The organism is Dyella sp., assembly GCF_035685885.1.
In the GTDB taxonomy this organism is placed as follows: domain Bacteria; phylum Pseudomonadota; class Gammaproteobacteria; order Xanthomonadales; family Rhodanobacteraceae; genus Dyella.
This window is the reverse complement of record NZ_DASRZX010000055.1, coordinates 1-25,948: the sequence shown is the minus strand read 5'-3', so window position 1 is coordinate 25,948 and position 25,948 is coordinate 1. Positions and strand designations below refer to the sequence as shown.

19 protein-coding genes are annotated in these 25,948 nt (G+C 64.8%); 9 read left to right on the top strand and 10 right to left on the bottom strand.

The features are described 5' to 3' along the window. Nucleotides 1–131: 131 nt before the first annotated feature. From VFG49_RS06895 to VFG49_RS06870, 6 genes are all read right to left on the bottom strand, one after another. Nucleotides 132–3,170 (bottom strand): TonB-dependent receptor, encoded by a 3,039-nt coding sequence (locus VFG49_RS06895; RefSeq protein WP_324858803.1) that lies wholly within the window; start codon nucleotides 3,168–3,170, stop codon nucleotides 132–134. A gap of 803 nt (nucleotides 3,171–3,973) precedes the next feature. Continuing rightward, complete coding sequence (locus tag VFG49_RS06890; protein ID WP_324858801.1) at nucleotides 3,974–7,021, bottom strand: TonB-dependent receptor; 3,048 nt, start codon at nucleotides 7,019–7,021, stop codon at nucleotides 3,974–3,976. 552 nt (nucleotides 7,022–7,573) lie between these two features. Then, nucleotides 7,574–8,497 (bottom strand): Grx4 family monothiol glutaredoxin, encoded by a 924-nt coding sequence (gene grxD / locus VFG49_RS06885; RefSeq protein WP_324858799.1) that lies wholly within the window; start codon nucleotides 8,495–8,497, stop codon nucleotides 7,574–7,576. Between the two features lie 161 nt (nucleotides 8,498–8,658). Then, nucleotides 8,659–9,516: a UDP-2,3-diacylglucosamine diphosphatase gene (locus tag VFG49_RS06880; protein ID WP_324858798.1), complete on the bottom strand. Its 858-nt coding sequence runs from the start codon at nucleotides 9,514–9,516 to the stop codon at nucleotides 8,659–8,661. Nucleotides 9,517–9,730: 214 nt separating this feature from the next. Continuing rightward, nucleotides 9,731–10,324, bottom strand: coding sequence for an SGNH/GDSL hydrolase family protein (locus VFG49_RS06875; protein WP_324858796.1), 594 nt, complete (start codon nucleotides 10,322–10,324; stop codon nucleotides 9,731–9,733). A 5-nt stretch (nucleotides 10,325–10,329) separates the two neighbouring features. Beyond that, on the bottom strand, nucleotides 10,330–11,571 hold the full coding sequence (locus VFG49_RS06870; RefSeq protein WP_324858794.1) for an aminotransferase class I/II-fold pyridoxal phosphate-dependent enzyme: 1,242 nt from the start codon (nucleotides 11,569–11,571) through the stop codon (nucleotides 10,330–10,332). Between the two features lie 150 nt (nucleotides 11,572–11,721). Here VFG49_RS06870 and rsgA point away from each other — a divergent pair, with 150 nt between their 5' ends. The 5 genes from rsgA (at nucleotide 11,722) to aceE (ending at nucleotide 20,103) form a co-directional block, all read left to right on the top strand. Next, nucleotides 11,722–12,774 carry a ribosome small subunit-dependent GTPase A gene (gene rsgA, locus VFG49_RS06865; protein ID WP_324858792.1) on the top strand — a complete coding sequence of 351 codons (1,053 nt, stop codon included), beginning with the start codon at nucleotides 11,722–11,724 and terminating at the stop codon, nucleotides 12,772–12,774. Nucleotides 12,775–12,830: 56 nt separating this feature from the next. Then, nucleotides 12,831–13,310 carry a hypothetical protein gene (locus VFG49_RS06860; RefSeq protein ID WP_324858790.1) on the top strand — a complete coding sequence of 160 codons (480 nt, stop codon included), beginning with the start codon at nucleotides 12,831–12,833 and terminating at the stop codon, nucleotides 13,308–13,310. Next, nucleotides 13,307–14,584 carry a flavohemoglobin expression-modulating QEGLA motif protein gene (locus tag VFG49_RS06855; RefSeq protein ID WP_324858788.1) on the top strand — a complete coding sequence of 426 codons (1,278 nt, stop codon included), beginning with the start codon at nucleotides 13,307–13,309 and terminating at the stop codon, nucleotides 14,582–14,584. Before VFG49_RS06860 ends, VFG49_RS06855 begins: the two co-directional genes overlap by 4 nt. Before the next feature lie 230 nt (nucleotides 14,585–14,814). Beyond that, the gene (locus VFG49_RS06850) at nucleotides 14,815–17,106 is read left to right on the top strand and encodes an NADP-dependent malic enzyme (protein WP_324858786.1); all 2,292 of its coding nucleotides are present in this window, start codon (nucleotides 14,815–14,817) and stop codon (nucleotides 17,104–17,106) included. 303 nt (nucleotides 17,107–17,409) lie between these two features. Further along, nucleotides 17,410–20,103 carry a pyruvate dehydrogenase (acetyl-transferring), homodimeric type gene (aceE, locus tag VFG49_RS06845; RefSeq protein WP_324858784.1) on the top strand — a complete coding sequence of 898 codons (2,694 nt, stop codon included), beginning with the start codon at nucleotides 17,410–17,412 and terminating at the stop codon, nucleotides 20,101–20,103. Nucleotides 20,104–20,403: 300 nt separating this feature from the next. On the opposite strand, the gene VFG49_RS06840 is transcribed toward aceE, so the two are convergent. From VFG49_RS06840 to VFG49_RS06830, 3 genes are read right to left on the bottom strand one after another with little or no spacing between them, the layout of a single operon-like run. Further along, nucleotides 20,404–20,814, bottom strand: a complete 411-nt coding sequence (locus tag VFG49_RS06840; RefSeq protein WP_324858782.1) for a hypothetical protein — start codon at nucleotides 20,812–20,814, stop codon at nucleotides 20,404–20,406. Between the two features lie 24 nt (nucleotides 20,815–20,838). Next, on the bottom strand, nucleotides 20,839–21,297 hold the full coding sequence (locus tag VFG49_RS06835) for a DUF962 domain-containing protein (RefSeq protein ID WP_324858779.1): 459 nt from the start codon (nucleotides 21,295–21,297) through the stop codon (nucleotides 20,839–20,841). Continuing rightward, a complete protein-coding gene (locus VFG49_RS06830) occupies nucleotides 21,297–22,223 on the bottom strand; it encodes a phosphoribosylaminoimidazolesuccinocarboxamide synthase (protein ID WP_324858777.1) in 927 nt (308 codons plus the stop codon). Before VFG49_RS06830 ends, VFG49_RS06835 begins: the two co-directional genes overlap by 1 nt. A gap of 227 nt (nucleotides 22,224–22,450) precedes the next feature. Here VFG49_RS06830 and VFG49_RS06825 point away from each other — a divergent pair, with 227 nt between their 5' ends. The 3 genes from VFG49_RS06825 (at nucleotide 22,451) to rpe (ending at nucleotide 24,360) form a co-directional block, all read left to right on the top strand. Then, nucleotides 22,451–22,786 (top strand): c-type cytochrome, encoded by a 336-nt coding sequence (locus VFG49_RS06825; protein WP_324858815.1) that lies wholly within the window; start codon nucleotides 22,451–22,453, stop codon nucleotides 22,784–22,786. Then, nucleotides 22,783–23,592: a co-chaperone DjlA gene (gene djlA, locus VFG49_RS06820; protein ID WP_324858775.1), complete on the top strand. Its 810-nt coding sequence runs from the start codon at nucleotides 22,783–22,785 to the stop codon at nucleotides 23,590–23,592. Before VFG49_RS06825 ends, djlA begins: the two co-directional genes overlap by 4 nt. 96 nt (nucleotides 23,593–23,688) lie before the next feature. Further along, on the top strand, nucleotides 23,689–24,360 hold the full coding sequence (gene rpe, locus VFG49_RS06815; RefSeq protein WP_324858773.1) for a ribulose-phosphate 3-epimerase: 672 nt from the start codon (nucleotides 23,689–23,691) through the stop codon (nucleotides 24,358–24,360). A 242-nt stretch (nucleotides 24,361–24,602) separates the two neighbouring features. On the opposite strand, the gene VFG49_RS06810 is transcribed toward rpe, so the two are convergent. Then, entirely contained in the window at nucleotides 24,603–24,737 is a 135-nt protein-coding gene (locus VFG49_RS06810) for a hypothetical protein (protein WP_324858771.1), read from the bottom strand. A 437-nt stretch (nucleotides 24,738–25,174) separates the two neighbouring features. Here VFG49_RS06810 and pdsR point away from each other — a divergent pair, with 437 nt between their 5' ends. Further along, nucleotides 25,175–25,864 (top strand): proteobacterial dedicated sortase system response regulator, encoded by a 690-nt coding sequence (gene pdsR / locus VFG49_RS06805; RefSeq protein ID WP_324858770.1) that lies wholly within the window; start codon nucleotides 25,175–25,177, stop codon nucleotides 25,862–25,864. The last annotated feature ends 84 nt before the right edge of the window (nucleotides 25,865–25,948 follow it).

Genomic DNA, 25,948 nt, shown 5'->3' with positions numbered 1-25,948 from the left:
GACAGCTGGATCAATGTCGGGAGGGTGATTCGAGCCTTGCCCTTGAGCCGGGTCACTTTAAGACTCCCCCCGGCGAACCGGGGGGAGCGTTGATAAGGAGTGGTCCTTCAGCTCCTTTGGGGAATCGACTCTTAGAAGTCGTAGCTGACGCCGAACTGCACGTAGCGCGGGGTGGTGTAGAACAGCGGCATCTTGTACAGCGACGATGCGGTGCCCACGCCCGATTCCGACGTGCCGTACAGCTCGGTGGCGCGCTGCTGATCAAACAGGTTGTAGACCTGCACCGAGAACGCGAGCTTGTGCTGGGCCCAGTCCGGACGGTATTCCGCATTGAAGCTCAGGATTTCCGTCCACGGCGTGCGACCCGACGTACCAGGCGCCGACGGCGTGCCGTTGGGACCGCAGAAGTGGTAGGAGGCCTTGTAGTTGTACGGGTCTACCTGTTCGCTGCCAAAGTAGCCAAGGCAGACCACCGGCGTACCCGACAGCACCTGCAGGTTGGCGCCCACCAGCCATTCCGGCGTGAACTGGTAATAGCCATAGGCCTTGATCTGGTGACGGCGGTCGTTGGCCTGGTCGCCATTGGCGTAGGTCATCACCCACTTGTTGTCCCAGTCTTCCGTCTGCGAGACGTCTTCCTGGCCGATGTCCGAGCGAACCGAGCCCTCGGTATTGCCGAAGCTGTGCGACCAGGTGTACATGATGCGGCCGTACCACTTGCCGTCGAACGGATGCTCCAGGTACGTGTCCAGCGCGACGTACTTGCGCTTCAGCGAAGGCATGCCAAGGTCCGACCACGGCACCACCATCGTGCCGTAGCCGCCGCTGGCGAGCGGCACATTGATGTCGGCTGTGCGACCCGGATTCATGATGTAGCAACCCGAACCCTGTGCAGCGGATTCATCGAAGCCCTGCGCCTTGCCGATCTCGCCAAAGGCGAGGTAATCGCAGACGTCGTCAAGATCGTTGCGCAGCACGCGGTAGGTGCCCTTGGCGCCGGCCGTCCACTTCTCGCCGAACATCTCGAATGCCTTGTCCACGCCGGCGATGTACTCGTCCTGGTATTCCGCCTTAACGTTGGAGCTGGTGACGGTCTTGGGATCCGGCGCCTGGCCGTATTCCTTGTTTGCCGACACTCCCGGATAAACGTCCTGAGGGATCTGCGTGAGACCCGTCGGTGCGCCGGTGGCTGGGTCAATACCTGTATAGGTGAAATACTGACGGGTATAGGTGCTGCCCGCGGCGCCACGAATAGCCACGTTGGTCGGCTCGTCGAGGTAGTAACGGCCCGCATTGCCGTAAACCTTCAGGCTGGAGTCACCGAACACGTCCCAGCTGGCGCCTATGCGCGGTGCCCAGTTGGGCTTGCCGAGGCGGATATAGGGGACGCTGTCGGGGTTGTAGTTGGTGAACTGGTCATTGCGAAGGCCCAGCGTCAGCAGCAGCCTGTCGTTCACTTGCCACTGGTCTTCGATGAACTGCGCGCGCTGCTTCACGTGCACCACAGCCGCGCCGGTGGTGTAGATGTACTTGTCGACGTAGTAGCCGTCGCCACCCGGTGCGCCGACGCCTGCGCCTACCTGCGTGCTGATCGGCAGGTTCGGATCACCCTGGCCGTATTCCCACGAGTAGCCCGGACCCGGCTCGATGTTGCCGATGTCATACGAAGCGACGTTGAGGTTGTCGATGCCGGCCGTGATCGAGTGGCTACCGATCTTGTAGTTCAAATCGAGACGGTAGTTGGTGGTCTTATCGTGCGCGTCCGGATTGGCCACCGAACCCGATGTCTGCGGGCCGACGATCGGCGTACCGCCGGTGTAGGCCGGGTTCTGGTATTGCGCGTCGATGATGCGCGAGGCATCGCCGCCGCCAGCATTGCTGTAGCTGGTCTGCGTCATCTTGCCGTACAACGCATCGACGGTGAGGCTGTCGGTGATGTAGCCGGTGTATTTGGCGGTCCACAGGTCGGCGCCGTTCTTGGTCGCCACGTCCGGGCCGAGATAGTCGCCGTAACTGCCCTTGCTCGGGCCCGCGCCGTAGTTGTAGGCGTAAGTGTTGCCGGTGTATTCGGTCTTGTTGGATGCGCCAGTCAGCTCAAGGATGTTGTTGTCGGTGATATTCCAGTCGACCTTGCCGTACCACTTCGGGTCGGAGTACGAGTAGTTCTTCACCGTGCCGTTGCCGACCGTGCCGACATTGACGCCGTTCTGCTGCTGCACGCCCTCCACGGCGCCGAACACGAACAGCTTGTCCTTGATGAGCGCACCGCCGAAGTAGGCGTCATACGTGTAGGTGGACTGGCTGTTGTTGTCCTGGCGATAGCGGTACAGCTGACCGTTGGTCAGGTAGTAGTTGTCCGGGTTGCTCTGCGCCCAGCTGGGTTGATAGAGCACCTGGCCACCGAAGTGCCAGTCGTTGGTGCCGCGCTTGCCGACCTGGTTGATCACGCCGCCGTCGGAACGACCATAGGCTGCACCATAGCCGCCCGTCAGCACCTGCTCCTGGTCCACTGCGCCGTAGGGCAGGGTGAGGCCTCCGAAGTTATGCAGCGGATCGCTCGTGTTGAAACCGTTGATGTAGTACGCGTTCTCGGCGATCGACGAACCACCGAACGAGTTGAGGGACTGGCCGGTCGGGCTCGTGAAGTAGCTACTACCGGCGTTCACGCCAGGGGCTAGCTGGGCGACGGCTTCCGCCGAGCGCTGCAGCGGCAGCTTGGCCATCTGCTCGGAAGTGATCACGGTGCGCGAGTCCACCTGGCTGACGTCGATGGCGGGCAGGGCATTGGCCATGACTGTCACGGAGCCGAGGCTCTTGGCCTCATCGGCGGATGCGAACGACACCTGCGTACCGGCGCCGACGATCAGCGTGACATTGGAGCGCGAATCGACGACAGCGCCGTCCTTCTTCAGGCTCACCTTGTAGGTGCCCAGCGGGAGGCTGGCGGCCGAGTAGCGGCCGTTGGCATCCACGGTGACTTCGCGGGTAACACCGCTGTCGCTCTGGATGAGCACGGTGTCGCCTACAGGCGCGGAACCGAAGACCGAACCGGTCGAGCTCTGCGCGAACGCCGGTGCGATCATGGTGATGCCGGCCGTCACGGCCAGCGCGAGCGCCGAGCGGCGGATCAGTTGCCGACGGCTGGTGGGTACAAATCGATGGTTGGACATGCTTTCCCCTTACCAAGTGACTAAAACATCGGGCTCGCTCCGGACGCGCGGGTGCACGCGGCCGCGACCCATGTCTTGGCATGGATCGGAAAACGGGCCCTATCTCCCCAAAAAGACGCCCCGTGGGAGGACGCCTGACGGACTTGCGCGCCTAGCTGGCGGCGCTCATGGCGCTGGCGATCGCCTGGGCGATCCCGCGGTGACACGACACGGATGGATTACGGTTCCACTGGATCACACACCTTTTTTCGAGCTGGAGCGATGGCGAGCCATCGGTCTCACGACGAGTCGGAGTGGCTTTTTCCGAGACGGCCGCATACGCGCCATGTCGTCTCCGAAATGGCCGATCAGTTACTCACGGAAAAGGAAACTCCCCAACCTGCCACCGGAGCGTCGTAGGACGTGTCCCGGCGGAGCGTGGATGGACCTTACGCAGAACTAACGTTCTGGACAACGCTTTCGGCGCGCTGTGTGCGGGCGAAAAATTCTGCTGGTAAACAGGCCTGGGGGAACTGTTTCAGTTCTGTAATAGAGCAAGAATCCGTGCGGATTCGATGCAACTTTCGCTCAAGGCGCAATGCCCTGCGATATGGCCGGGTTTTATCGTGCTTACCTGCGGGGCGAGCGTGCGCGCGTCGTGAAATATCGCTAAGAAAAATTCACGAACATTAACGATTGATAAATTTTGCAGGCCGCGGCAAGCAATAAAAGAAGGCCGCCGGGGTGTCGGCGGCCAAAGTTCGGGAAGATCCCCCGGGCGGTCCACGCGAACTTCTGCGTGGCCGCCCGGGGCTTGTGCTCACTTACAGTGAGAAGTCGTAGCGTGCGCCGAGTCGGACATAGCGCGGATCCTGGAACGAACGGGCGCGCAGGAAGTTCACGTTGGGCGTGCCTGCGGCCGTCTCGCCGGTCTCGTAGTACTGCGTGATGCGCTGCGAGCCGAGCAGGTTGAACACGTCTGCCGTGAACGTGAGCTTGTGGCCCAGGAACGCCGGACGCCAAGCCGTGCTGAGGTTGATCGTGTAAGTCCACGGGGTGCGGCCCACCGAGCCACGCGGCGAAGGTTCGCCGTTGCACCAGTAGTAGTTGGCGCCGTAGCCGAACGGGTCGCCGCCAGCGGACAGCGGACGCGTGCCCAGGCAGCTCACCGGCGTACCCGAAGCAATGCGGGCCACGGTGGAGAAGCTCCATTCCTCGGTCGGCTTGTACGTGCCGAGCAGGCGCAGCTGGTGCGTCTGGTCGTTCGCCTGCGGGCCGTTGGTGTTCTCCATGATTTCCGGGAAGTCCCAGCTTTCCGTGGTGGACACGTCAGCCTGCACGATGTCCGAGTCCAGCTGGCCTTCGGAGTTGCCGTAGCTGCGCGAGAAGGTGTACTCGGCGCGGCCGTACCACTTGTCGCTGAACTGATGCTCGGCGTAGAGATCGAGCATGTAGTAGTCGCGCTTGGGCTTCGGGAAACCCAGGGCGGCAGCGGTGAGCGGCACGCTGAGGTACTGGCCATTGGCCGGCGACAGCAGGAAGTTGTTGGCGCGGCCCGGGTTGAACAGCCAGCAACCGGTACTGCGCGCAATACCCGCGGCCACCTGGGCGCTCAGGCCGTTGGCATCACCCCAAGCCTGCAGCGGGCGGGAGTCGCAATCATCGTCGATCAGGCTCTTCAGGCTGCGATACATGGCCTTGGCGCCCACGGTCCAGTCTTCCGCCAGCTGCTTGTCGAAGCCCAGGATGTACTCATCCTGGTAGTACGAGTGCAGGCCCTGCGCGGACACGGTCTTGCCATCCGGCGGCACGCCGTTGGCACCGTTGAGGTAGTACGTGCCGGACGCTGGGGTGTTGGTGACGCCGGTCGGCAGGCCGGTGGTCGGGTCGATGCCGGTGAAGGCGAGGAACTGCGACGGATAGGTCGACGGACCGGCACCGCGCACGGCCACCGAGGTGGGCAGGCCGAGGTGGTAGCGGCCGGCGTTGGCGTACACCTTCAACGTGCTGTCGCCGTAGACGTCCCAGGTCGCACCCAGGCGCGGGTCGAGCTGGTGGCGGGCCTTGGCGTACGGGACGCCCACGCCGTTGTAGTTGGTGAACTGCTCGTTGCGCAGGCCGATGGACGCGTGCCAGCGATCACTGATCTGCCAGTTGTCTTCGGCAAACTCCGAGCGCTGGGCCGTGCGGGCCGACGTGCCGGTGCTCAGGCCCGTCTCGTTGACGTAGTAGCCGTTCGGATACTGGGCCGGGTTGTACAGGCTCGGATCGAGGCCAAGGTTGATCAGGCGCTGCTGGATCACCGAGCCATCGGCCACGTCTTCGTACAGGTACTGCGAACCACCCGCCGGTGCACTACCCCAGGTGGCGCGCAGGGTGTAGTTGTCCATGCCGGCGCGGATGTCGTGGTCGCCCAGGCGGTACTCGAGGTTGAGGCTCCAGCCGGTGGTGCTGTCCTTCGAGCCAGGTGCCAGCACGGTACCCGAGCCCACGGTGCAACCCGTCTGCGGATTGTTGGCGAACTCGGTTCGGTTGTCGGTGATGACCGGGCACACCACGCCGCCGGCGCCGGTGACGGTCTGCATGTGCGGCGAATCGCTCTTGCCGTACATGGCGTTCACCGTGAAGTCGTCGGTGATGTAGCCGGTGTAGTGGCCGATGTAGACGTTGCCGCCCGGCGTGCCGTTGGTCTGCGTGCCGTTGTAGTTCTTGGTGTACTGCTCGCCGAGGAAGCCGGTGCGGCCCACGCCGTAGGTGTAGCCGTAGATCGTCGAGTTGGTCTGCTCGTTGTCGCCGATGCCGGTGAACTCGAGGATGTGGTTGTCGGTGATGTTCCAGTCGACCTTGGTCAACCAGCGCGTGGTCTTGTTGTGGTCGTGCTCGTCGTCGTTGCTGCCGATCGGGCCGGTGTAGTAGCCGTTGTGGAAGATCGCGTCAGCCGCGGCGAAGAAGAACAGCTTGTCCTTCACCAGTGCGCCACCGATCGAGCCGGAGTACTGCATCTGCTCGCTGTCGCGCAGCGCATACGGGTTGCCTATCTGGTACTGCGAACCGTTGGTGCGATAGATGTTGCGCGGTTCCTGGGCCAGCTCGCTCGGCGACCACAGCAACTGCACGTCGCCCTTCCACTCGTTGGTACCGTGCTTGGTCACCACGTTGATGACGCCGCCGGTGGAGCGGCCGTACTCGGCGCCGTAGCCGCCGATCAGCACCTGCTCCTGGTCGATCGCGTCATACGGCAGCTGGCGCGAGCTCACGCCGGTCAGCGGGTTGGTGACGGAAAAACCGTTGATGTAGTACGCGTTCTCGGAAGCGGACGAGCCACCGAACGACAGCGCATTGCCGTAGCCGCGGGCGGCCGGCGTGGTACCCGGTGCCAGCAAGGCCACGGAGCTGATCGAGGTGCGGTCGATCGGCAGCTTGGACAGCTGGTCGGCCGTGATCACCGTGCGCGAGTCCACCGAGGACACGTCGATGGCCGGCAGCGCGTTGCCCACCACCTGCACCGCGGCGAGGTTCTGTGCGTTCTGCGTCGCCGAAGCGAAGGACACTTCCGTGCCCTGGCTGATCTGCGTCTGCACGTGGTCGTGGCTGGTGACCGCGGTGCCGTTCTGCATCAGCGTCACTTTGTACTCGCCGATCGGCAGCGAGCTGGCGCGATAACGGCCGCTGCTGTCCACCGTGAGGTCGCGCTTGAGGCCCGTGCCGGTGTTCTCGATCTGCACCGTGCTGCCCGGGTCCGCGCTGCCGAAGATCACGCCGGTGGCGTTGCTCTGCGCCAGTGCAGCACCGCCGCCGACGCTGAGCGCCAGGCCGATCGCAAAGGCGATCTTGCGGTGGTTCGGGACTCGCTTGTGTTTGTTCAACTGCATTACTCACCCTCCGTTGAGCGGCAAGCACGGCCCGGAAAGAGCCGTGTCTCCCCTGAAAACTGCAGCTTCGAAAAAGCCTGCTGTGCGTTTTTTTGAGCCGAAGAAACCTGCGTCGCCTGCGCGAGCGCAGGCGACGATCGGGTGTCGGCTTTTACGTGATGCTCCCCAGCGTTACGCGATGGCTGCAAAGGCCTTATCGCGCCGCGTCATCGAAGTTACGTGCAGGTGAAACGTTACACAACGGTTATGAAATGGTCGTCCGGTGGCGCAAGAAGTTGCCGCAAAAGCCGAACTACCTGTGCATTTCCAGTACGGTTTTCGGTAAGAAATTTTCCTAGCCAGTACGCAGGAAAGCGGACTCAAAGTCGCTTCCTTGAGGGAAGCTTGCGGGCCATTCGCAAGATCATTCGTGGTGATCGACTACCCATCGCAGCAACTATCGCCTGAGCAGGTCTTTTTATGAACGAATCCTGAATTTGACCTGGTCTTCACGCAAACAAAAGCGCCCACCGAAGTGGGCGCTTCCGAAAAACCAGGTGGTACGGGCCGGATTCAGTAACGCGGCACGGATCCATCAATCTGCTGGGACCACGCGTCCATGCCGCCCTCGACGTTGTAAACGCGGGTAAAGCCGTGCGCGGCGAAGCGTTCGGCGACACCACGGCTGGACACGCCGTGATGGCAGATGAAGGCGATGGCGGTGTCCTTGGGCAGGTTGGCCAGGGTTTCGTAGCCTTCCTCTTCCAGCACGCGGGCCTGCGGCAGCGGGGCCGCCTGGGCGCGGCCATGGGCCGGGCGCACGTCCACCAGCGTGATGCTGCCGGCTTCGAGGCGAGCCTTCAGCTCCTGCACAGTCAGCGAGCCGATGTCCTGGGCGCCGGGGAACTTCAGGCTCAGGCCTTCACCCTGCACGGTGGAAACCCAGTCGATCACGATGCCCTTGGCGCGCTGGGCGCTGCCCGGGTCGAAATGGACTTCGATGCCATTGGCGGTCACCACGATGTCGTGGTCGCTGGGCGCGGCCAGCTGGAAGCCGGCGCTGTGGTCCGGGCCGATCTCCAGATGCAGGGCCAGGCCTTGCGCATTGGCAGTGCCCTGGCGGATCGCCTCGGCGGCCTTGTCGGTGATGGTGATTTCCGGCGGGGTGCGATCCGGCGCAGCCGCGCCGAACAGCTGGTGCAGCTCGCCGCTGGCGTACATCTGGCGAATGATGTCGGCGCCGCCGACCAGTTCGCCGCCCACATAAAGCTGCGGAATCGTCGGCCAGTCGCCGTAGGCCTTGATGCCCTCGCGAATCTCGGGATCCTCCAGCACGTTGACCGTGTGGTACTCCGGCAGCAGCTCGTTGAGGGTATTGGTGGCCGCGGCGGAGAAGCCGCACATCGGCTGGTGGCGGGTACCCTTCATGAACAGCACCACGCGGTGGCTCTGCAGCAGGGATTCGATACGTTCGCGGGTGGCGCTGTCGAGGGACATGGGGCGGGAAACTCCGGCAAAGAAGGCCAATTGTAACCCTTGCCATATGCCGGCGCTTTTGGGGGAAGCAAGGGCGCGGAGCTAGAAGTGAGCCAAGAGGAGTGAGAGTGGCAAGCCTTGGCCCTCTCTCACTTCTCACTCCTCTCCACTCACTCCTGCCCTTAAGCCGCCGGCTGCAGCTGGGCCAGATCCAGCTTCGCGCGGGTCAGCGGCGCCAGCGCCAGGGCGGCAGCGGGGGAGGGCAGCACCAGTTCGCGGCTGGCGCGGCCGAGCGGGGCATGCTGTTCGCTCCAGTGGACCAGTTCCATCGCGCCGGTATGGTCTTCCACCAGCACCGTGCAGTGCTCTACCCAGTCGCCGTCGTTGAGATACAGCACGCCGCCCATTTCGCGCACATGGCCGAAATGAATGTGCCCGCAGATGTGACCGTCGAAACCGCGCTCACGGGCATCGTTGGCCACGCGTTCTTCGTAGGCGCGGATGTATGCCAGTGCCTTGCCGATATGCGACTTCACGATGATGGACAGCGGCAGGTAGGGCAGCTCCAGGCGACGTCGCATCGCGTGGACGCGGCGGTTCGTCCAGCAGATGAAGCGATGCATCACTTCCCCCAGGTGCATCATCCATGTGCGCCCGACGTGCTCCGGATCGAATTCGTCGCCGTGGCTGACGCGGTAGCGGCGCCCATCAGCGCCTTCGTGCACCGCGTCCAGCTCGATCTTCACGCCACCAAGGCTCTGGCCGGCAAGGCCGCGCATCGGCGCGTCGTGGTTGCCTGGGATATAGATCACCTCCACGCCACGCTGCGCCAGGTCCAGCACTTCGGCAATCACCGCGCCGTGGTCGGCGTGCCACCAGGTGCGGCGCGCCAGTGCTTCCATGTCGACGATGTCGCCGACCAGATACAGCTTTTCGCAACGCAGCTTGCGCAGGAAATCGAGCAGATAGCTCGCCTTGCAGTCGGGCGTGCCCAAGTGCACGTCGGAGATGAAGGCGCTGCGGCAGTGGAAGGTCGCCATGGCAGTCTCTCCCGGTGGTTACCGGGACGCCAGAATGCCCACGTCACGTCTCCGCACGATGGCGGAATGGTTGCAGAAGCGTTGCGGGGCGGCATCGCCAGCGGCATTCCCCTGTAGGAGCGCACCCAGTGCGCGATAAGCCTACGTAGCGATGATGCAGGGCCTTGAATCGTGCGGTGGTGATCGCGCACTGGGTGCGCTCCTACCAGGGGCACTAGGCCAGGATGCGCCGCGCGGTGGGCAACGCCGCTTCCATCCACAGCGTGTACTGCGCGGCCGACGGGTGCAGTCCATCCTCGGCAAGCAGCCCGGGGTGCTCACGCGAAAGACCGGTGATATCCACCCAGTGGCCGTCCGCAGCTTTCACCTCTTCCGCGGCGACGGCGTTATAGACGTCCAATTCCTCGGCGATGCACGCGACGTCGCGCCCACTCGAACGGGCGAACGGTGTGACGCCCCAGTCGGGAATCGACAGCACCAGTACGCGATCCGGTCGCCCACCCGTCAGTCCGATAGCGCGCTCGAGCATGCGTCGGAATTCCTGTCGATAATCGGCCGCACTGCGCCCACGGTACTGGTTGTTCACCCCGATCAGCAGGCTCACCAGATCGTAGGGCGGCGCGAACGCCGTGGCGTCCATGGCGGCGGACAGCTCGTCCGTGGTCCAGCCGGTGGTGGCGACGATCAGGGGATCGTCCAGCGCGACACCCTCGGCGCGCAGCCGGGCGGCCAGCTGGACGGGCCAGCGCCCGGCATCGGGTACGCCTTCGCCGATCGAATACGAATCGCCCAGCGCGAGATAGCGCATGGACGTCAAGCCACGGCGACGCGCGGCTTCTGCGTGGCGGCCATGCCGGCCAGCACGCGCTCGATGCGCACGAACACCTCGCGGATCTGTTCCGGTTGCGGCAGCAGGGTCAGGCGCAGATGCCGGCTGTGCGGCACGTTGAAGCTGCTGCCGGGCACCACCAGCACGGATTCTTCTTCCAGCAGGCGTAGGGCGAAGGCGTTGTCGTCGAAATCGGCCACGCGATCGGCGCGCACGCGTGGGAACGCGTACAAGGCGCCGGAAGGCGCAACCACATCGAGGAACTGGCTGGCGGCCACGCCTTCCAGCGCGGCGCGGCGTGCCTCATGCAGCCGGCCACCGGGGGCCGTCAATGCATTGATGGTCGGCGCGGCTTCCAGTGCAGGGCGAACCGCCCATTGCGCCGTGACGTTCGCGCACAGGCGCAGCGCGGCCAGCAGCTGCAGGGCATCGCGATAGTCCGCCGTGCGGCTCGGGTCGCCCGACAGGCTCATCCAACCCACGCGGTAGCCGCATGCGCGGTGCACCTTGCTCAGTCCGCCGAAGCTCACGCAGGGAAGCTCGCCTGCCATCGCGGCGAGCGGCTGGAACGGCGTGCCGTCGTAAAGGATTTCGTCGTAGATCTCGTCGCTGAGCAGCAGCAGGCGGTGCTTGGCGGCGACCGCAACGATGCGCTCCAGCAGTTCGCGCGGGTAGACCGCGCCCGTGGGATTGTTGGGATTGATCAGCACCAGTGCCCGCGTGCGCGGCGTCACCAGCGATTCGATCTCATCCGGATCGGGCAAGTGGCCATGCTCGGCCAGGCAGCGGTAATAGCGAGGCTTGCCATCGTTGAGGATGGTGGCGGCGCTCCACAGCGGATAGTCGGGGCTGGGCAGCAGCACTTCGTCGCCGGGCTGCAGCAGAGCGCGCAGGCTCAGGTCGATCAGCTCGCTGACGCCGTTGCCGATGAACACGCGCTCGACATCCACGCCATGCGCACCGCGATGACGCTGCTGCGCGGTGATCGCTTCGCGCGCTTCCTCCAGGCCTTGCTCGTGGCCGTAGGCCTCGCTGTCCTGCAGATGGCGGGCAATGGCCTCGCGCAGGTGGGCCGGCGTCTCGAAGCCATAGCGGCCCGGATTGCCGATGTTGAGCTTGATGATCGGCAGCCCGGCGGCTTCCAGCTCGCGCGATCGCCGGGTGAGTGCGCCACGGATTTCATAGCGCACGTCCGCCAGGTGCGCACTGGGTTTGATCGAGGCCAACGCGGGCGTCCTTCGTTGTTGGTGTTGTTGCGGCGCAAGAAAGTCGCCGTTTTCCGCATCCTAGCAGCGTCCCGGCATGGGATGGGAGGCTGGAATGGCGCTATTTCGGGCTTTTTCCGGGCAGGGCCATCCCAAGGCATAATCCGCGCCATGACCGAGGCAATCTTCGAGCGACTGCGCAGGATCGGCTGGCGCGGTGACACGCTGCCCAGCGATGGTCGGCAGCTGGCCCGCGTGGTGGCCCAGCATCGTGCCGGCTATGAGCTGCACGATGGTGAACACCTGTTCGGCGCGCAGCCGGCCGGCCACTTCCTCAAGCGCAGCCTGGATCCGGCGGAGCGACCGGCCGTCGGCGATTTCGTCGAGCTCGAAGCAGGCAAGCCGCCGCACATCGTGCAGGTGCAACCGCGCCGCACGGTGTTGTCACGCGCGGCTGCCGGAGAGCGCTACGAGCGCCAGCTGATCGCCACCAATATCGATTACGTGCTGGTGCTCACCGGTCTCGATGGCGATTTCAATCCTTCGCGCATCGAGCGTTACCTCTCGCTCACGGAAGGCTCCGGCGCACAGCCGGTGGTCCTGCTCAGCAAGCTCGATACGCGCGACGATGCGCAGGAACTGCTGACCGCCCTGCGCGAACGCCTGCCGACCGGCACGCCGATCCACGCGATCAACGCGAAGGATCCGGCGGCCGTGGCGACCTTGCTGCCCTATCTGCAGCCGGGCGACAGCGCCGTACTGGTGGGCTCGTCGGGCGCGGGCAAGTCCACGCTCACCAACACGCTGCTGGGCAGCGAACGCATGGCCACCGGTGCCGTGCGCAGCCACGATAGTCGCGGCCGCCACACCACCACGCATCGCGCCCTTCTGCAATTGCCCAGCGGCGGCTGCCTCATCGACACGCCGGGCATGCGCGAGCTCAAGCTCACCGGCGAAGAGAACCTCGATCTCTTCGCCGATATCGACGAACTGGCCGAACAATGCCGCTTCGCCGATTGCGGACACGGCAGCGAACCCGGTTGCGCCGTGCAGGCGGCGCTGGACAGTGGCGATCTCTCCGCCGAGCGCTGGCGCAATTACCTCAAGTTGCGCGATGAGCGCGAGGAGCAGGCCACCACGCTGGAAGCCAAGCTGCGCCGCCAGCGCGGCGGCCGGCCGATCGCCAAGCCGCACGGGCATCGGCATTCGCGCGACCGCGAGTAGTTGAGCGGCGGCCCGAAAGCACTACTATCGGGCCCAGCAAGCTATGGGGAGTGCGCATGCTGCGGCTGTCGTCGCCTATGACGGTTTTCTACAAGCGGGTATTTCCCGTGTTCTGGTTCGGTTTCCTGTCGCTGGTGCTCGTGGGAGGCGTGTTCGGCACGTTGCTTGCGCATCAGCGCGACCTCTGGCCCATGCTGGTTGCGCCGATTTTCATGATGGGCATCGGCGTGGTGCTGTTTCGAGCCTTGCTGTTCGATCTTGTCGACGAGGTCTGGCTGGAGGGTAGCCAGTTGGTGGTAAAGCAGAGGGGCGAATCCTCTCGCATTGATCTGGCCAACGTCATCAACGTCGATTCTTCGACCATGACCAATCCACCGCGCATAACCCTGATGCTGCGCGCGAAATCCTCACGCCTCGGCAAGACGGTGGCATTCATTCCCTCGGGATCGCGTGGTCTCCTTACGGCATTCAAGCCCAACCCCATCGCCATCGATCTTATCCACCGCATCGACGCCTTGCGCCAGAGGCCTGCATGAGCGCCAGCAGCATCGCCATCCGGCCGGAACTGCAGCGCTACGCCGACCTCGACCACCGCCTGCTTGTCGCGGTGAAGGGCATCCGCATCCTTTCCTCGGTGTCGTGGCCGGCGTCGCTGGAAGACCGCATGATCGCGGCGTATGCCCGGGGTCAGTACAGCTTGCCCGAGGTGCAATACCAGGCACCGGATTTTTCGGCGGAGCGCGCCGAGCTGGCGGCGATCGAGCGCGAAGCGGGCTATGACGATCCGCTGGGCGAATACCTTTGCCGCACCGCCGAGTCGTGGCGCATCGCGGCGGAGATGCTCGAAGCGGTGGGCACCAAGGGAGTGACCGCACCATCGATCGTGCTGTATGGCCGCCCTGGCGACGTGATTCCCGGCAGCGATCGTAGCAATATCGACGCGGCGCGTTATTTCGTCGAGTTGTCGGACGAGCTCGGCTCGGACCTGTTGGCGGATGGCATCGACGTGACCATCACCGCCGAAGATTTGCGCACCGACCTGAGCCAGACGTTGAACGCGTTCTTCGGCGAGGAAGTGATCTCGGTCGAGGTGGACCCCGAACTGACCGCCAAGGCGGCCGCGGGCGCCACGCGTATTCGCTTGCGCGGCGGCGCCACGCGCTTCAGTGAATACGATCGCCACCAGTTGCTGGCGCATGAAGCACTGGTGCATTCGTTGACCGCGCTCAACGGGCGTGCGCAGCCATTGCTGGCCTCGCTGGGGCGCACGTCGCCGCGCGTCACGGCCACGCAGGAGGGGCTGGCCGTGTTTGCCGAACTGATGTCCGGCGCCATCGACATCTCGCGCCTGAAGCGAATCAGCCTGCGCATCCTGGCCATCGACATGGCGCTCAACGGCGCGGACTTCGTCGAGGTCTACCAGTTCTTCAGCCATTGCGGACAGAGTCCTGCCGACAGTTTCCACTCCGCGCAGCGCGTGTTCCGCGGCGTGCCGCTCACCGGCGGCGCGGCTTTCGCCAAGGACAATGTGTATCTGTCCGGCCTGCTCAACGTGCACACCTTCTTCCGCTGGGCGTTGAAGCAGCGGCGCATGGACATGCTTCGCGACCTGTTCGCGGGCAAGCTGGCGCTGCACGATGTCATCAGTCTGCAACCGCATTTCCAAAGCGGCGCCATCGTGCCGCCGCGCTGGTTGCCGCCGTGGATGCAGCACGTGCACGGACTTGCCGGCAAGCTGGCTTTTTCCTTGTTCGTCAATCGCATCCACATGGGCAAGGTGCAGGCGGAGACGCTGTCGCTGAGTTTGTAGGAGCGGCGTGGGCCGCCATGTGCGCTCACTTGAAGTGAGTTTCAGGATGCTTCAGGCGCGAGGGCTTGCGCTCTCACGCCCCATCCTGCGTCCCCTTCCCATGCATACCAGTATGTGAACTCCCGCGTCACCATGCTGCGCCGCACGGTCGGGAAGGGTGCCCGGGGGTGATACCATTTCGCGATGCCGCCTCGCGGCCCCGATTCCCCTTCATTCGAATCACGCATCCCATGGCCCTCCCCGAAGAACTGCGCCTCGCTGCTCTCGAGTACCACCGTCTTCCGCGCCCCGGCAAGATCAAGGTCGCCGCCACCAAGCCCATGGTGACGCAGCGTGACCTCGCCCTAGCCTATTCGCCCGGCGTGGCCTATGCGTGCGAAGCGATCGTGGAAGATCCCAATGTCGCCAGCGAAGTGACCGCACGCGGCAACCTCGTCGCCGTCATCACCAACGGCACCGCCGTGCTGGGCCTTGGCGACATCGGCCCGCTAGCCGGCAAGCCGGTGATGGAAGGCAAGGGCGTGCTGTTCCAGAAATTCGCCGGCATCGACGTGTTCGACATCGAGATCAACGAACGCGATCCGGACAAGCTGGTCGACATCATCGCCTCGCTCGAACCCACGTTCGGCGGCATCAACCTCGAAGACATCAAGGCGCCGGAGTGTTTCATCGTCGAGCGCAAGCTGCGCGAGCGCATGAAGATTCCGGTGTTCCACGACGACCAGCATGGCACCGCGATCATCGTGGGCGCGGCCATCGTCAACGCGCTGGAAGTGGTCGGCAAGAAAATCCAGGACGTGAAGCTCGCCACCACCGGCGTGGGCGCCGCGGGCATCGCCTGCCTGGACATGCTGGTGGCGCTGGGCCTCAAGCCGGAGCACATCCTCGCGTTCGACCGCGAGGGCGTGCTCTACAAGGGCCGCGACCACATGGATCCGGACAAGCAGCGCTATGCGCGCGACACCGACAAGCGAACGCTGGCCGAGATCGTGGCGGGCGCGGACGTGTTCCTGGGCCTGTCGGCGGGCGGTATCCTCAAGCCCGAGATGGTCGCCAGCATGGCGGACAAGCCGGTCATCCTCGCGCTGGCCAATCCCAATCCGGAGATCTCGCCGGAAGACGCCAAGAAGGTGCGCCCCGACTGCATCATCGCCACGGGCCGTTCGGACTACCCGAACCAGGTCAACAACGCGCTGTGCTTCCCGTATATCTTCCGCGGCGCGCTCGACGTGGGTGCCACCGGCATCAACGAGGCGATGAAGACCGCGTGCGTGCGTGCGATCGCCGAGCTGGCGCGCATGGAGGCCGGCGATCTTGCCAGTGCCTATGGCGGCGATGTGCCGACCTTCGGTCCGGATTACCTGATCCCGCGCCCGTTCGATCCGCGCCTGCTGGTGATGCTTGCGCCGGCCGTGGCGCAGGCCGCGATGGATTCGGGCGTGGCGACGCGCCCGATCATCGACATGGAGGCGTACAAGGAAAAGCTCGGCCAGTTCATCTATCGCACCGGCCTGCTGATGAAGCCGGTGTACGAGCGCGCGCGCGCCGACCGCCAGCGCGTGGTCTACGCCGAGGGCGAGGAAGAAACCGTGCTGCGCGCGGTGCAGACGGTGATCGACGAGCGCCTGGCATTCCCGATCCTCATCGGCCGCCCCAGCGTGATCGAGTCGCGCATCCAGCGCCTTGGCCTGCGCATGCGCGAAGGCGCCGATTACGAAATCACCAACATCGATGACGATCCGCGCTTCAACGAATACTGGCAGCAATACCACGCGCTGACCGAGCGTCGTGGCGTGAGCCCGGCGGCTGCGAAAAACCTCATGCGTTCCCGCCCGACGCTGATCGCGTCGCTGATGGTCGAGCGCGGCGAAGCCGATGCAATGATCTGCGGACTGGTCGGCCGCTTCCACAAGAAGCTGGGCTACATGCGCAGCGTGTTCGGCCTCGACCCGGGCGTGTCGTGCACCTCGGCGATGACGGGTGTGATCAACGACCAGGGCGCATGGTTCTTCCTCGATACGCATGTGCAGTGCGATCCGACGGCCGAGCAGATCGCCGAAGCGACGCTGCAAGCCACGTATCGCCTGAAGCTGTTCGGCATCGAGCCGAAGGTCGCGTTGCTGTCGCATTCCAACTACGGCAGTCACGACAACCCGAGCGCGGCGAAGATGCGCAAGGTCTGGCAGATCCTCAAGCAGCGCGCGCCCAAGCTCAACATGGACGGCGAGATGCAGGCCGACACCGCATGGGACGAAGCGCTGCGCCAGCGCATGTTCCCCAACACCACGCTGACCGGCCGGGCAAACCTGTTCGTGATGCCCAACCTCGATTCGGCCAACATCACCTACAACATGGTGCGGGTGATGACCGACGGCGTGGCCATTGGTCCGATCCTGATGGGCATCAACAAGCCCGCGCACATCCTCACGCCGGCCTCCACGCCGCGTCGCGTGGTGAACATGACGGCCATCGCGGCGGTGGATGCACAGATCCGGACGGCGCAGAGCGAGCGGCGCAGCTGAGCTGATTGCACCATCGGGTTGACACGAAAACGGAGCCTTCGAGGCTCCGTTTTCGTCATGGCAAGACGCGATTCCTGGCCGTGGGTGCGGCAGCGGCGTATGCGTCCCGACGGATGGGGTGCATACCACTTTGGCGATTGTCGCCAGAATCAACCTCTTCCACCCCATGCGCCCCCGTATTGTCTCGATCCAATTGGCGAAAAACCGCGCCGGAGCTACACTCAGAGGGTTTCCCGCCTCCTGCGCCGGAGGCGTCCACCTATTGCCGCGCCAACCCCCAGGCGCCGCGGAGAGAAGCTCCCCATGGATCAGCTCGACGACATCCTCCACCAGGACCTCGACCCCACCGAAACCCAGGAATGGGTCGAATCGCTCAATGCGGTCATCAACCATGACGGCACCGAGCGCGCGCATTACCTGCTGGAGAAGATGGTCGATTCGACGCGCCGGGCCGGTGGCTACCTGCCGTTCAACCCGACCACCGAATACGTCAACACCATCGCGCCGGCCAACGAGGCCAAGATGCCCGGCGACGCGGCGATGGAATGGCGCATCCGCACGCTGATCCGCTGGAATGCGATGGCCATGGTGGTGCGCGCCAACCGCAAGCCGGGCGAGCTGGGCGGCCACATTGCTTCCTTCGCATCCTCGGCCACGCTGTATGACGTGGGCTTCAACCATTTCTGGCGTGCACCGAGCGCCGATCACCCGGGCGACCTGGTGTTCCACCAGGGCCATTCCAGCCCGGGCGTGTACGCGCGTTCCTTCCTGGAAGGCCGCATCAGCGAGGAGCAGCTGGACCTGTTCCGCATGGAAGTGGCCGGCAAGGGCCGCGGCCTGTCCTCGTATCCGCACCCCTGGCTGATGCCGGACTACTGGCAGGTGCCGACGGTGTCGATGGGCCTGGGTCCGATCCAGGCCATCTACCAGGCGCAGTTCTGGAAGTACCTGGAACACCGCGGCCTGATGCCCAAGACCGATCGCAAGATCTGGTGCTTCATGGGCGACGGCGAAACCGACGAGCCCGAATCGCTGGGCGCCATCTCGCTGGCCGGCCGCGAAGGCCTGGACAACCTGGTGTTCGTGATCAACTGCAACCTGCAGCGCCTGGACGGTCCGGTGCGTGGCAACGGCAAGATCATCCAGGAACTGGAAGGCGTGTTCCGTGGCGCCGGCTGGAACGCCATCAAGGTGGTCTGGGGCAGCTACTGGGATCCGCTCCTCGCTCGCGACACCAAGGGCGTGCTGCGCAAGCTGATGATGGAGACCGTCGACGGCGAGTACCAGGCCTGCAAGGCCTTCGGTGGCGCGTACACGCGCGAGCATTTCTTCAACAAGTACCCCGAAACCCGCGAGATGGTCGCCAACCTGTCCGACGACGACATCTGGCGCCTCAACCGCGGCGGTCATGACCCGCACAAGGTCTATGCGGCCTACGACCAGGCCGTGAAGACCAAGGGCATGCCCACGGTGATCCTCGCCAAGACGGTGAAGGGCTATGGCATGGGTGCGGCCGGCGAGTCGCAGAACCCGACGCACCAGCAGAAGAAGCTGGACGCCGATGCCGTGCGTCATTTCCGCGACCGCTTCAATATCCCGGTCACCGACGACAAGCTGGCCGACGTGCCGTACTACCACCCCGGCAAGGATTCGCCGGAAGTGCAGTACATGATGGAGCGTCGCCGTTCGCTGGGTGGTTTCCTGCCGCAGCGTCGCCGCCAGACCGACGTGAAGATCAAGGCGCCGGATCTGTCGGCATTCACGCAGATCACCAACGGCTCGGGCGAGCGTGAAATCTCCACCACCATGGCGCTGGTGCGCGGCATGAACCTGTTGCTTCGCGACAAGCAGATCGGCGAGCGCCTCGTGCCGATCGTGGCCGACGAAGCGCGCACCTTCGGCATGGAAGGCATGTTCCGCCAGATCGGCATCTATGCGCCGTTCGGCCAGAAGTATCGCCCGCAGGACGCCGACCAGCTGCTGTACTACCGCGAAGACCAGAAGGGCCAGGTGCTGCAGGAAGGCATCTCCGAGGCCGGCGGCATGGCCGCCTGGATGGCCGCGGCCACCAGCTACAGCATCAGCAACCAGCCGATGCTGCCGTTCTTCGTGTACTACTCGATGTTCGGCTTCCAGCGCATCGGCGACCTGGCCTGGGCGGCCGGCGACATGCGTGCGCGCGGCTTCCTCATCGGCGGCACCGCCGGCCGCACCACCATCAACGGTGAAGGCCTGCAGCACGAAGACGGCCACTCGCACCTGATGTCGGGCGCGATCCCGAGCGTGAAGTCGTACGACCCCACCTTCTCCTACGAAGTCGCGGTGATCCTGCAGGACGGCACGCGCCGCATGCTGCAGGAGCAGGAGGATGTGTACTACTACCTCACGGTGATGAACGAGAACTACAGCCACCCGGACATGCCGCAGGGCGCCGAGGAAGGCATCATCAAGGGCATGTACCTGTTCAAGGACGCCGGCAAGCCGAAGAAGGGCGAGCCGCGCGTGCAGCTGCTGGGCTCGGGCACCATCCTGCGCGAAGTGATCGCCGCCGCCGAGCTGCTGGAGAAGGATTTCGGCGTCACCGCCGACATCTGGTCCTGCCCGAGCTTCAGCGAACTGCGTCGCGACGGTTTCGACGCCGAACGCTGGAACCGCCTGCATCCGGAAGCCGAGCAGCGCGTGGCCTATGTCACCGGCCTGCTGCAGGGTCATCAGGGTCCGGCCGTGGCCGCCACCGACTACGTGCGCGAATACGCCGACCAGATCCGCGCGTTCATGCCCGATGGCATGCGCTACACGGTGCTGGGCACCGACGGTTACGGCCGTTCGGACACGCGTGCCAACCTGCGTGGCTTCTTCGAGGTCGATCGCTACTGGATCGCCCACGCTGCGCTGGCCGCGCTGGCGAAGGAAGGCAAGGTCAACGCGAAGGATGTGTCGCGTGCGATCAAGACGTACAAGCTGGACCCGGACAAGCCGAACCCGGAAACGGTCTGAGGTTGGTCGCCTTCCTCCTTTGCGGAGGAAGGCCAATAAAAAGGCCGGCGCTTGCGCCGGCCTTTTTTCATCCCGCTGGCTTCACTTTTTATCCGGCTTGCTCCATCTGTGGGAGCGCACCCTGTGCGCGACAGCCGCTTGCACCAGTCCCCACGCCTGTCTCTCGCGGGCCGTTGCCGACACGCCTGCATATCGTCGCGAGATGCCGCGGGATGGCCGTCAGCCACGGAGACAGATCCCCGCTTGGCGTTCAATCGGCCTTTGTGGCTTCCGTTACTCAGCGGTAGACGGCGCGCCAACTCAACCCAGCAAACTGGTCGCCACGCCAAAGCCCACGGCCATGATCACTGCCACCGCCAGGCACGCGCTCGACGGCCGCACGCGATGCGCATCGACACGCGGAATCAGCCGCCACAACACCACCACGCCGATCACCATGTCCACCAGCAGGCCGCCGCGCAGCAGCGGTGAGGTAAGCAACGGCGTGTATGGCGGTTTCGTGTGTCCCTCGTGCAGCGCCACGCCTGCAACGATCAGCAGGGTGGTCAGACTCCATACCAGGCAGGCCAGATAGGCGCGGTTGAACACCACCGGGCAACGCTCGATCCAGCGCATCACGGACCACGCGATGACGGCAATGAACAGCGCGCCGATGCTGCTGTAGAGCACCCACCAGAGCAGGGCGCTGATGAGGGTGAGAAAGGTTGTCATGCGATTTGGAGTTCCCGGCGTTGTTCAGATGCCGACACGGCGCAGCAGCTTGTCCATCAACCACGCCGGACCCACCAGCAGATACGCGAGGTCGGTGAGGAAACTCGGTCGGCGCCCTTCGATGGCATGGCCGATGAACTGTCCGATCCACGCCACCACGAACAGGCCGACGGCGGTGAGCAGCAGCGTGTGCGGGCCTAGCTGGCGATACGCGAACTCGGTCAGCACGCACATCAACACCAGTGCCACCAGCAGCGCTCCACCCAGGCGATGCGAATGCTTCCAGTACCACGCGAACGCCAGCACCAGCACGGCGACGGACCAGAAGCCGGGGCGGCCGATCATCGCGGGCACGGGAATCGTCCACATCATCGCAATGGCGCACCAAAGGATCAGCGGCACGCAGATCCAGTGCAGCAGTCGGTTGGTGGGATGCTGGTGGTCGGCGCTGTAGTTGTCGAGCCAGTGCTGCATGTCGCGCATCAGTCGAGCTTGATGTCGGCCAGGCGCTGCAGCGCCTCGGCGTACTTTGCCGCGGTGGCGGCGATCACGTTGGCGGGAACGTTGGGGCCAGGTGCCTGCTTGTTCCAGCCCAGCGTTTCCAGGTAGTCGCGCACGAACTGCTTGTCGTAGCTCGGCGGGCTGATGCCGACCTGGTACGAATCGGCCGGCCAGAAGCGCGAGGAATCGGGCGTCAGCATCTCGTCCATCACGTAGAGCTTGCCGCTCTCGTCGGTGCCGAACTCGAACTTGGTGTCGGCGATGATGATGCCGCGCTCTGCGGCATAGGCGGCGGCCCACTTGTAGATGGAAAGCGTGGCTTCGCGCACCTGCTGGGCGAGGTCGGCGCCGACGGCGGCGACCACGGCATCGAAGCTCACGTTCTCGTCGTGGTCGCCCACGGCGGCCTTGGTCGACGGCGTGAAGATCGGCTCCGGCAACTGCTGCGCCTGCTTGAGGCCCGCCGGCAGCTTGATGCCGCACAGCGAGCCGGTGGCCTGGTAGTCCTTCCAACCCGACCCGATGAGGTAGCCGCGTGCGATGGCTTCCACCGGCACCGGCTTCAGACGACGCGTGACCACGGCACGCTTCTCGTAGAGCTTGAGGTCGGTGCCTGCGGGCAGCACGTCGGCCAGCGGCACATCGAGCAGGTGATTGGGGACCAGATGCGAGGTCTTGTCGAACCAGAAGTTGGAGATCTGCGTGAGCATCTCGCCCTTGCCCGGAATCGGGTCGGGCAGCACCACGTCGAAGGCTGACAGGCGGTCGCTGGCGACGATCAACAACCGTGCTTCCTCAAGGCCGCCATCGGGGCGTTGGCGGCGCGGCAGCGCGTAGACGTCGCGCACCTTGCCGCGGTGAATCAGGTCCAGGCCCGGCAGGTTCGATTGCAGCAGGGTGGTGGGCACGGTCGTTGGCTCCTGGCTGGCCGCCTGGCATACCAGGGCGGAAATACGATGGTCGAGCCCCGCGCAGGGCCCGCGAAGCCGTCCATTCTAACGGCTACGGCCTGTGCGGAACGCATAGCCGCGTTCGGTCGGGCCCGGCGGCGCTTGCGGCGGCTGCTAGAATCGGCGCTTTTTGAGCCAGGCGCTTCTTGATGGTCCTGCCTTCCCGCATCGATGCCGTATCGCGCATGGGCAAGCGCAGGGCCAGGGCGCGCGTATGGCCGTTGCTCGCGGCCGCACTGGTGGCAACGCTGCCTGCCCATGCACAGGCGCCTGCCAAGCCTGCACGACTGGGTCTGTGCGCCGCGTGCCACGGCGAAACCGGCATGGCGCAGATTCCCGGTGCGCCCAATCTGGCCGGGCAGCCACTCCCATACCTGCGCGAGGCGCTCAAGCAGTACCGCGATGGCCGCCGCAACGTGCCCTTGATGCGCGCCGCGATTGGCCCGATGAGTGATGCCGACCTCGACGAACTGGCACGCTGGTACAGCGCGCAGACGCCCCACGTTCAAGGCAACCCATGACCTTCACCTGGACCCTCTGGCTCGCCCTGTTCGGACTGATCTTCGGTCACGGCCTGCCAGGCGCCGTCGTCGGCGGCATCACCGGCTTCATCATCGACAGCCTGCGCAAGGGCCAGCGCGCCCGCGTCACACCCGAGGCCGGCGGCTATATCGGCCCTTTGTTCAACGTGCTGGGTGCCGTGGCCAAGTCCGATGGCCGCGTGTCCGAGGCCGAGATCGCCGTGGCCGAACGCCTCATGCAGCGCATGGGCCTGGAACACGAGCAGCGCAAGCTGGCTATCGTCGCGTTCAACCAGGGCAAGCAGCCCGAATTCAATGTCAGCCTCGCCATTGAAGAACTGCGCCGCTGGGTGGGCCTGCGCCGCGACCACGCCTTCCCGGTGCTCGATGTGGTGATCGAAACCGTGCTGGCCGAAGGCAATCCGCCGCCTGAAAAGATGGCCATCCTGCGCCAGCTCGCCTTCGCGCTGCGCGTGAGCGACATGGAGCTGATGGCGCTGATGGCGATGAAGGGCTATGCCTGGAACGCCACCGGCTACTCGCGCGGCCAAGGCCAATACGGCGGCAATGGCGGTTACGTGCCGCCCCAGCGCAACACGCAAGGTCCGGACCCGTACACCGTGCTCGGCATTGCGCGCAGCGTGGACGACCGTGCGGTGAAGCGTGCGTACCGCAAGCTGATTTCCGAACACCATCCGGACCGCCTGGGCGACCTGCCCGAAACCATGCGCAAGCAGGCCGAATCGCGCGCCAGCGAGATCAACGCGGCCTACGAACGCATCAAGGCCGAGCGCGGCTTCAAATAAACCCGGCGTCGACTTGTGGGAGCGCACCCTGTGCGCGACTGCAGCCGCCACGTAACCCCAGGCCGCGCATACCGTGCGCTCCCACAGGAAACGACCATGAGCAAGCAATCCAACGTCATCGCCCCGTCCATCCTCTCCGCCGACTTCGCGCGGCTGGGCGAGGACACCGCCAAGGCGCTGGCCGCCGGCGCGGATTGGGTGCACTTCGACGTGATGGACAACCACTACGTGCCCAACCTCACCATGGGCCCGATGGTGCTCAAGGCGCTGCGCGACTACGGCATCACTGCGCCGATCGACGTGCATCTCATGGTCAAGCCGGTGGACCGCATCGTGCCGGATTTCGCCAAGGCGGGCGCCAGTGTGATCAGCTTCCACCCGGAAGCCAGCGAGCATATCGACCGCACCATCGGCCTGATCAAGGATTCGGGCTGCCAGGCCGGCCTGGTGTTCAACCCGGCCACGCCGCTGAGCTATCTGGACTACGTAATGGACAAGCTGGACCTGATCCTGCTGATGTCCGTGAACCCGGGTTTCGGCGGGCAGAAGTTCATCCCAGGCGCGCTGGACAAGCTGCGCCAGGTGCGCCGCCGCATCGACGAGAGCGGCCGCGCCATCCGGCTGGAGATCGACGGCGGCGTGACGGCCGCCAATATCGGCGAGATCGGTGCCGCGGGCGCGGATACCTTCGTGGCTGGCTCGGCCATCTTCAACGCGCCGGACTATCAGGCCGTGATTGCCGCCATGCACCAGCAACTGGCTGGCTGAAACCGCCCACCGGGCCCGGATAAGAAAATCCCGGCGCAACCCGCGCCGGGATAAGTTTCGTCGGAACGACGTGTGAGGAGACCACACGACGGCCACGGATCCACGGCAAGAATCCACGACCGTCGCTATGTCCGACCGGCCTTTTCCGGTTTGGTTCCCCGCGTCGCAAGTTCATTCATCCGGGCAAAAAAATCCCCGCCAGGGGCGGGGAAGGAACGTGACCACGGAGCGGGAGCAAAGCTTCAGAGGGGTTGCCAGTATTCGGGATCGGGCTCATCGGCCGCGGCGGCCAGCGCGCTTCCGTGCACGCCAGCCGCCTCCATGCCTTCCACGGCAGGGGAAAGGAACGGATCGTCGAGTTCGATATCGCCATTCATGTTCGGCCTCCTTCAATGCAGGCTCATGACCAGACCAAGCAGGAGTGCACCCAGTGCCAGCACCACGCGCAGCGGCTCGAAGCCCTGCAGCTCGGCGTTGGGGTCGACGGGTGACTGACCATCGGGGCGCATCTTCGTACTCCTTCTGTGACGGTTCCATTTCGCCTCCCGGCCGGGGTTTGGCCGGGACCCGAATAAGGCAGAACGCGGGCAAATTCGGGCGCGAGTCTGGCAAGAGGTTTGTCGCTGACGTGTGGGTTTTTGCGTAGCCGGCCTTCGGCAGGGCGTGCGTTTCGCCAGCCTTCATGCTTCGGGCGGTTCCCGGCTGTGGCGGAGCGGCGATGGCAGATGGCGAAATACGGGCATCTTGCGCCCATGGCTTGCGCGTCCTGCCCGCACACGCCAACCTGCGCGCCATCATCCACCTGGAGTGAACCATGGGCCGCAGCATCGCCATCGTCGAGGACGAGCCGCTGATCCGCGCCAATTACGTCGAGGCGCTGACCCGCTTCGGCTATGACGCGCGCGGGTATGGTTCGCGGCAGGAGGCATCCACCGCGTTTGCCATGCGCCTGCCGGAGCTGGTCATCATCGACATCGGCCTGGGCGATGAGCCGGAGGGCGGCTTTGACCTGTGCCGCGAGCTGCGCGCCAAGTCGGCCACGCTGCCGATCATCTTCCTCACCGCCCGCGATTCCGATTTCGACGTGATTTCCGGCCTGCGCCTGGGCGCCGATGATTACCTCAGCAAGGACACCAGCCTGCACCAGCTGGCGGCGCGCATCGCGGCGCTGTTCCGGCGCATCGAGTCGCTCAAGGTGCCGGCGTCCAGCGAAACCGTGATCGGGCACGGGCCACTGAAGCTGGAATCGGAACGCATGCGCATTACCTGGAACGGCGAGGAGATTCCGCTCACCGTGACCGAATTCTGGATGGTGCACACCCTGGTGCGCTTCCCCGGCCACGTGAAGAACCGCGACCAGTTGATGCGCGAAGCGGAGCTGGTGGTGGACGACGCCACCATCACCTCGCACATCAAGCGCATCCGCAAGAAGTTCATCGCGGTGGCACCGGAGTTCGACGCGATCGAAACCGTGCATGGCGTCGGCTACCGGTGGAAGCCTTGATGAAGCGTTTATCCGGCTCATGCCTGTTGCTGCTTGCGTCCTTCGGCACGTATGGCGCCCCTGCGGACAAGAACCCGGGAGTGA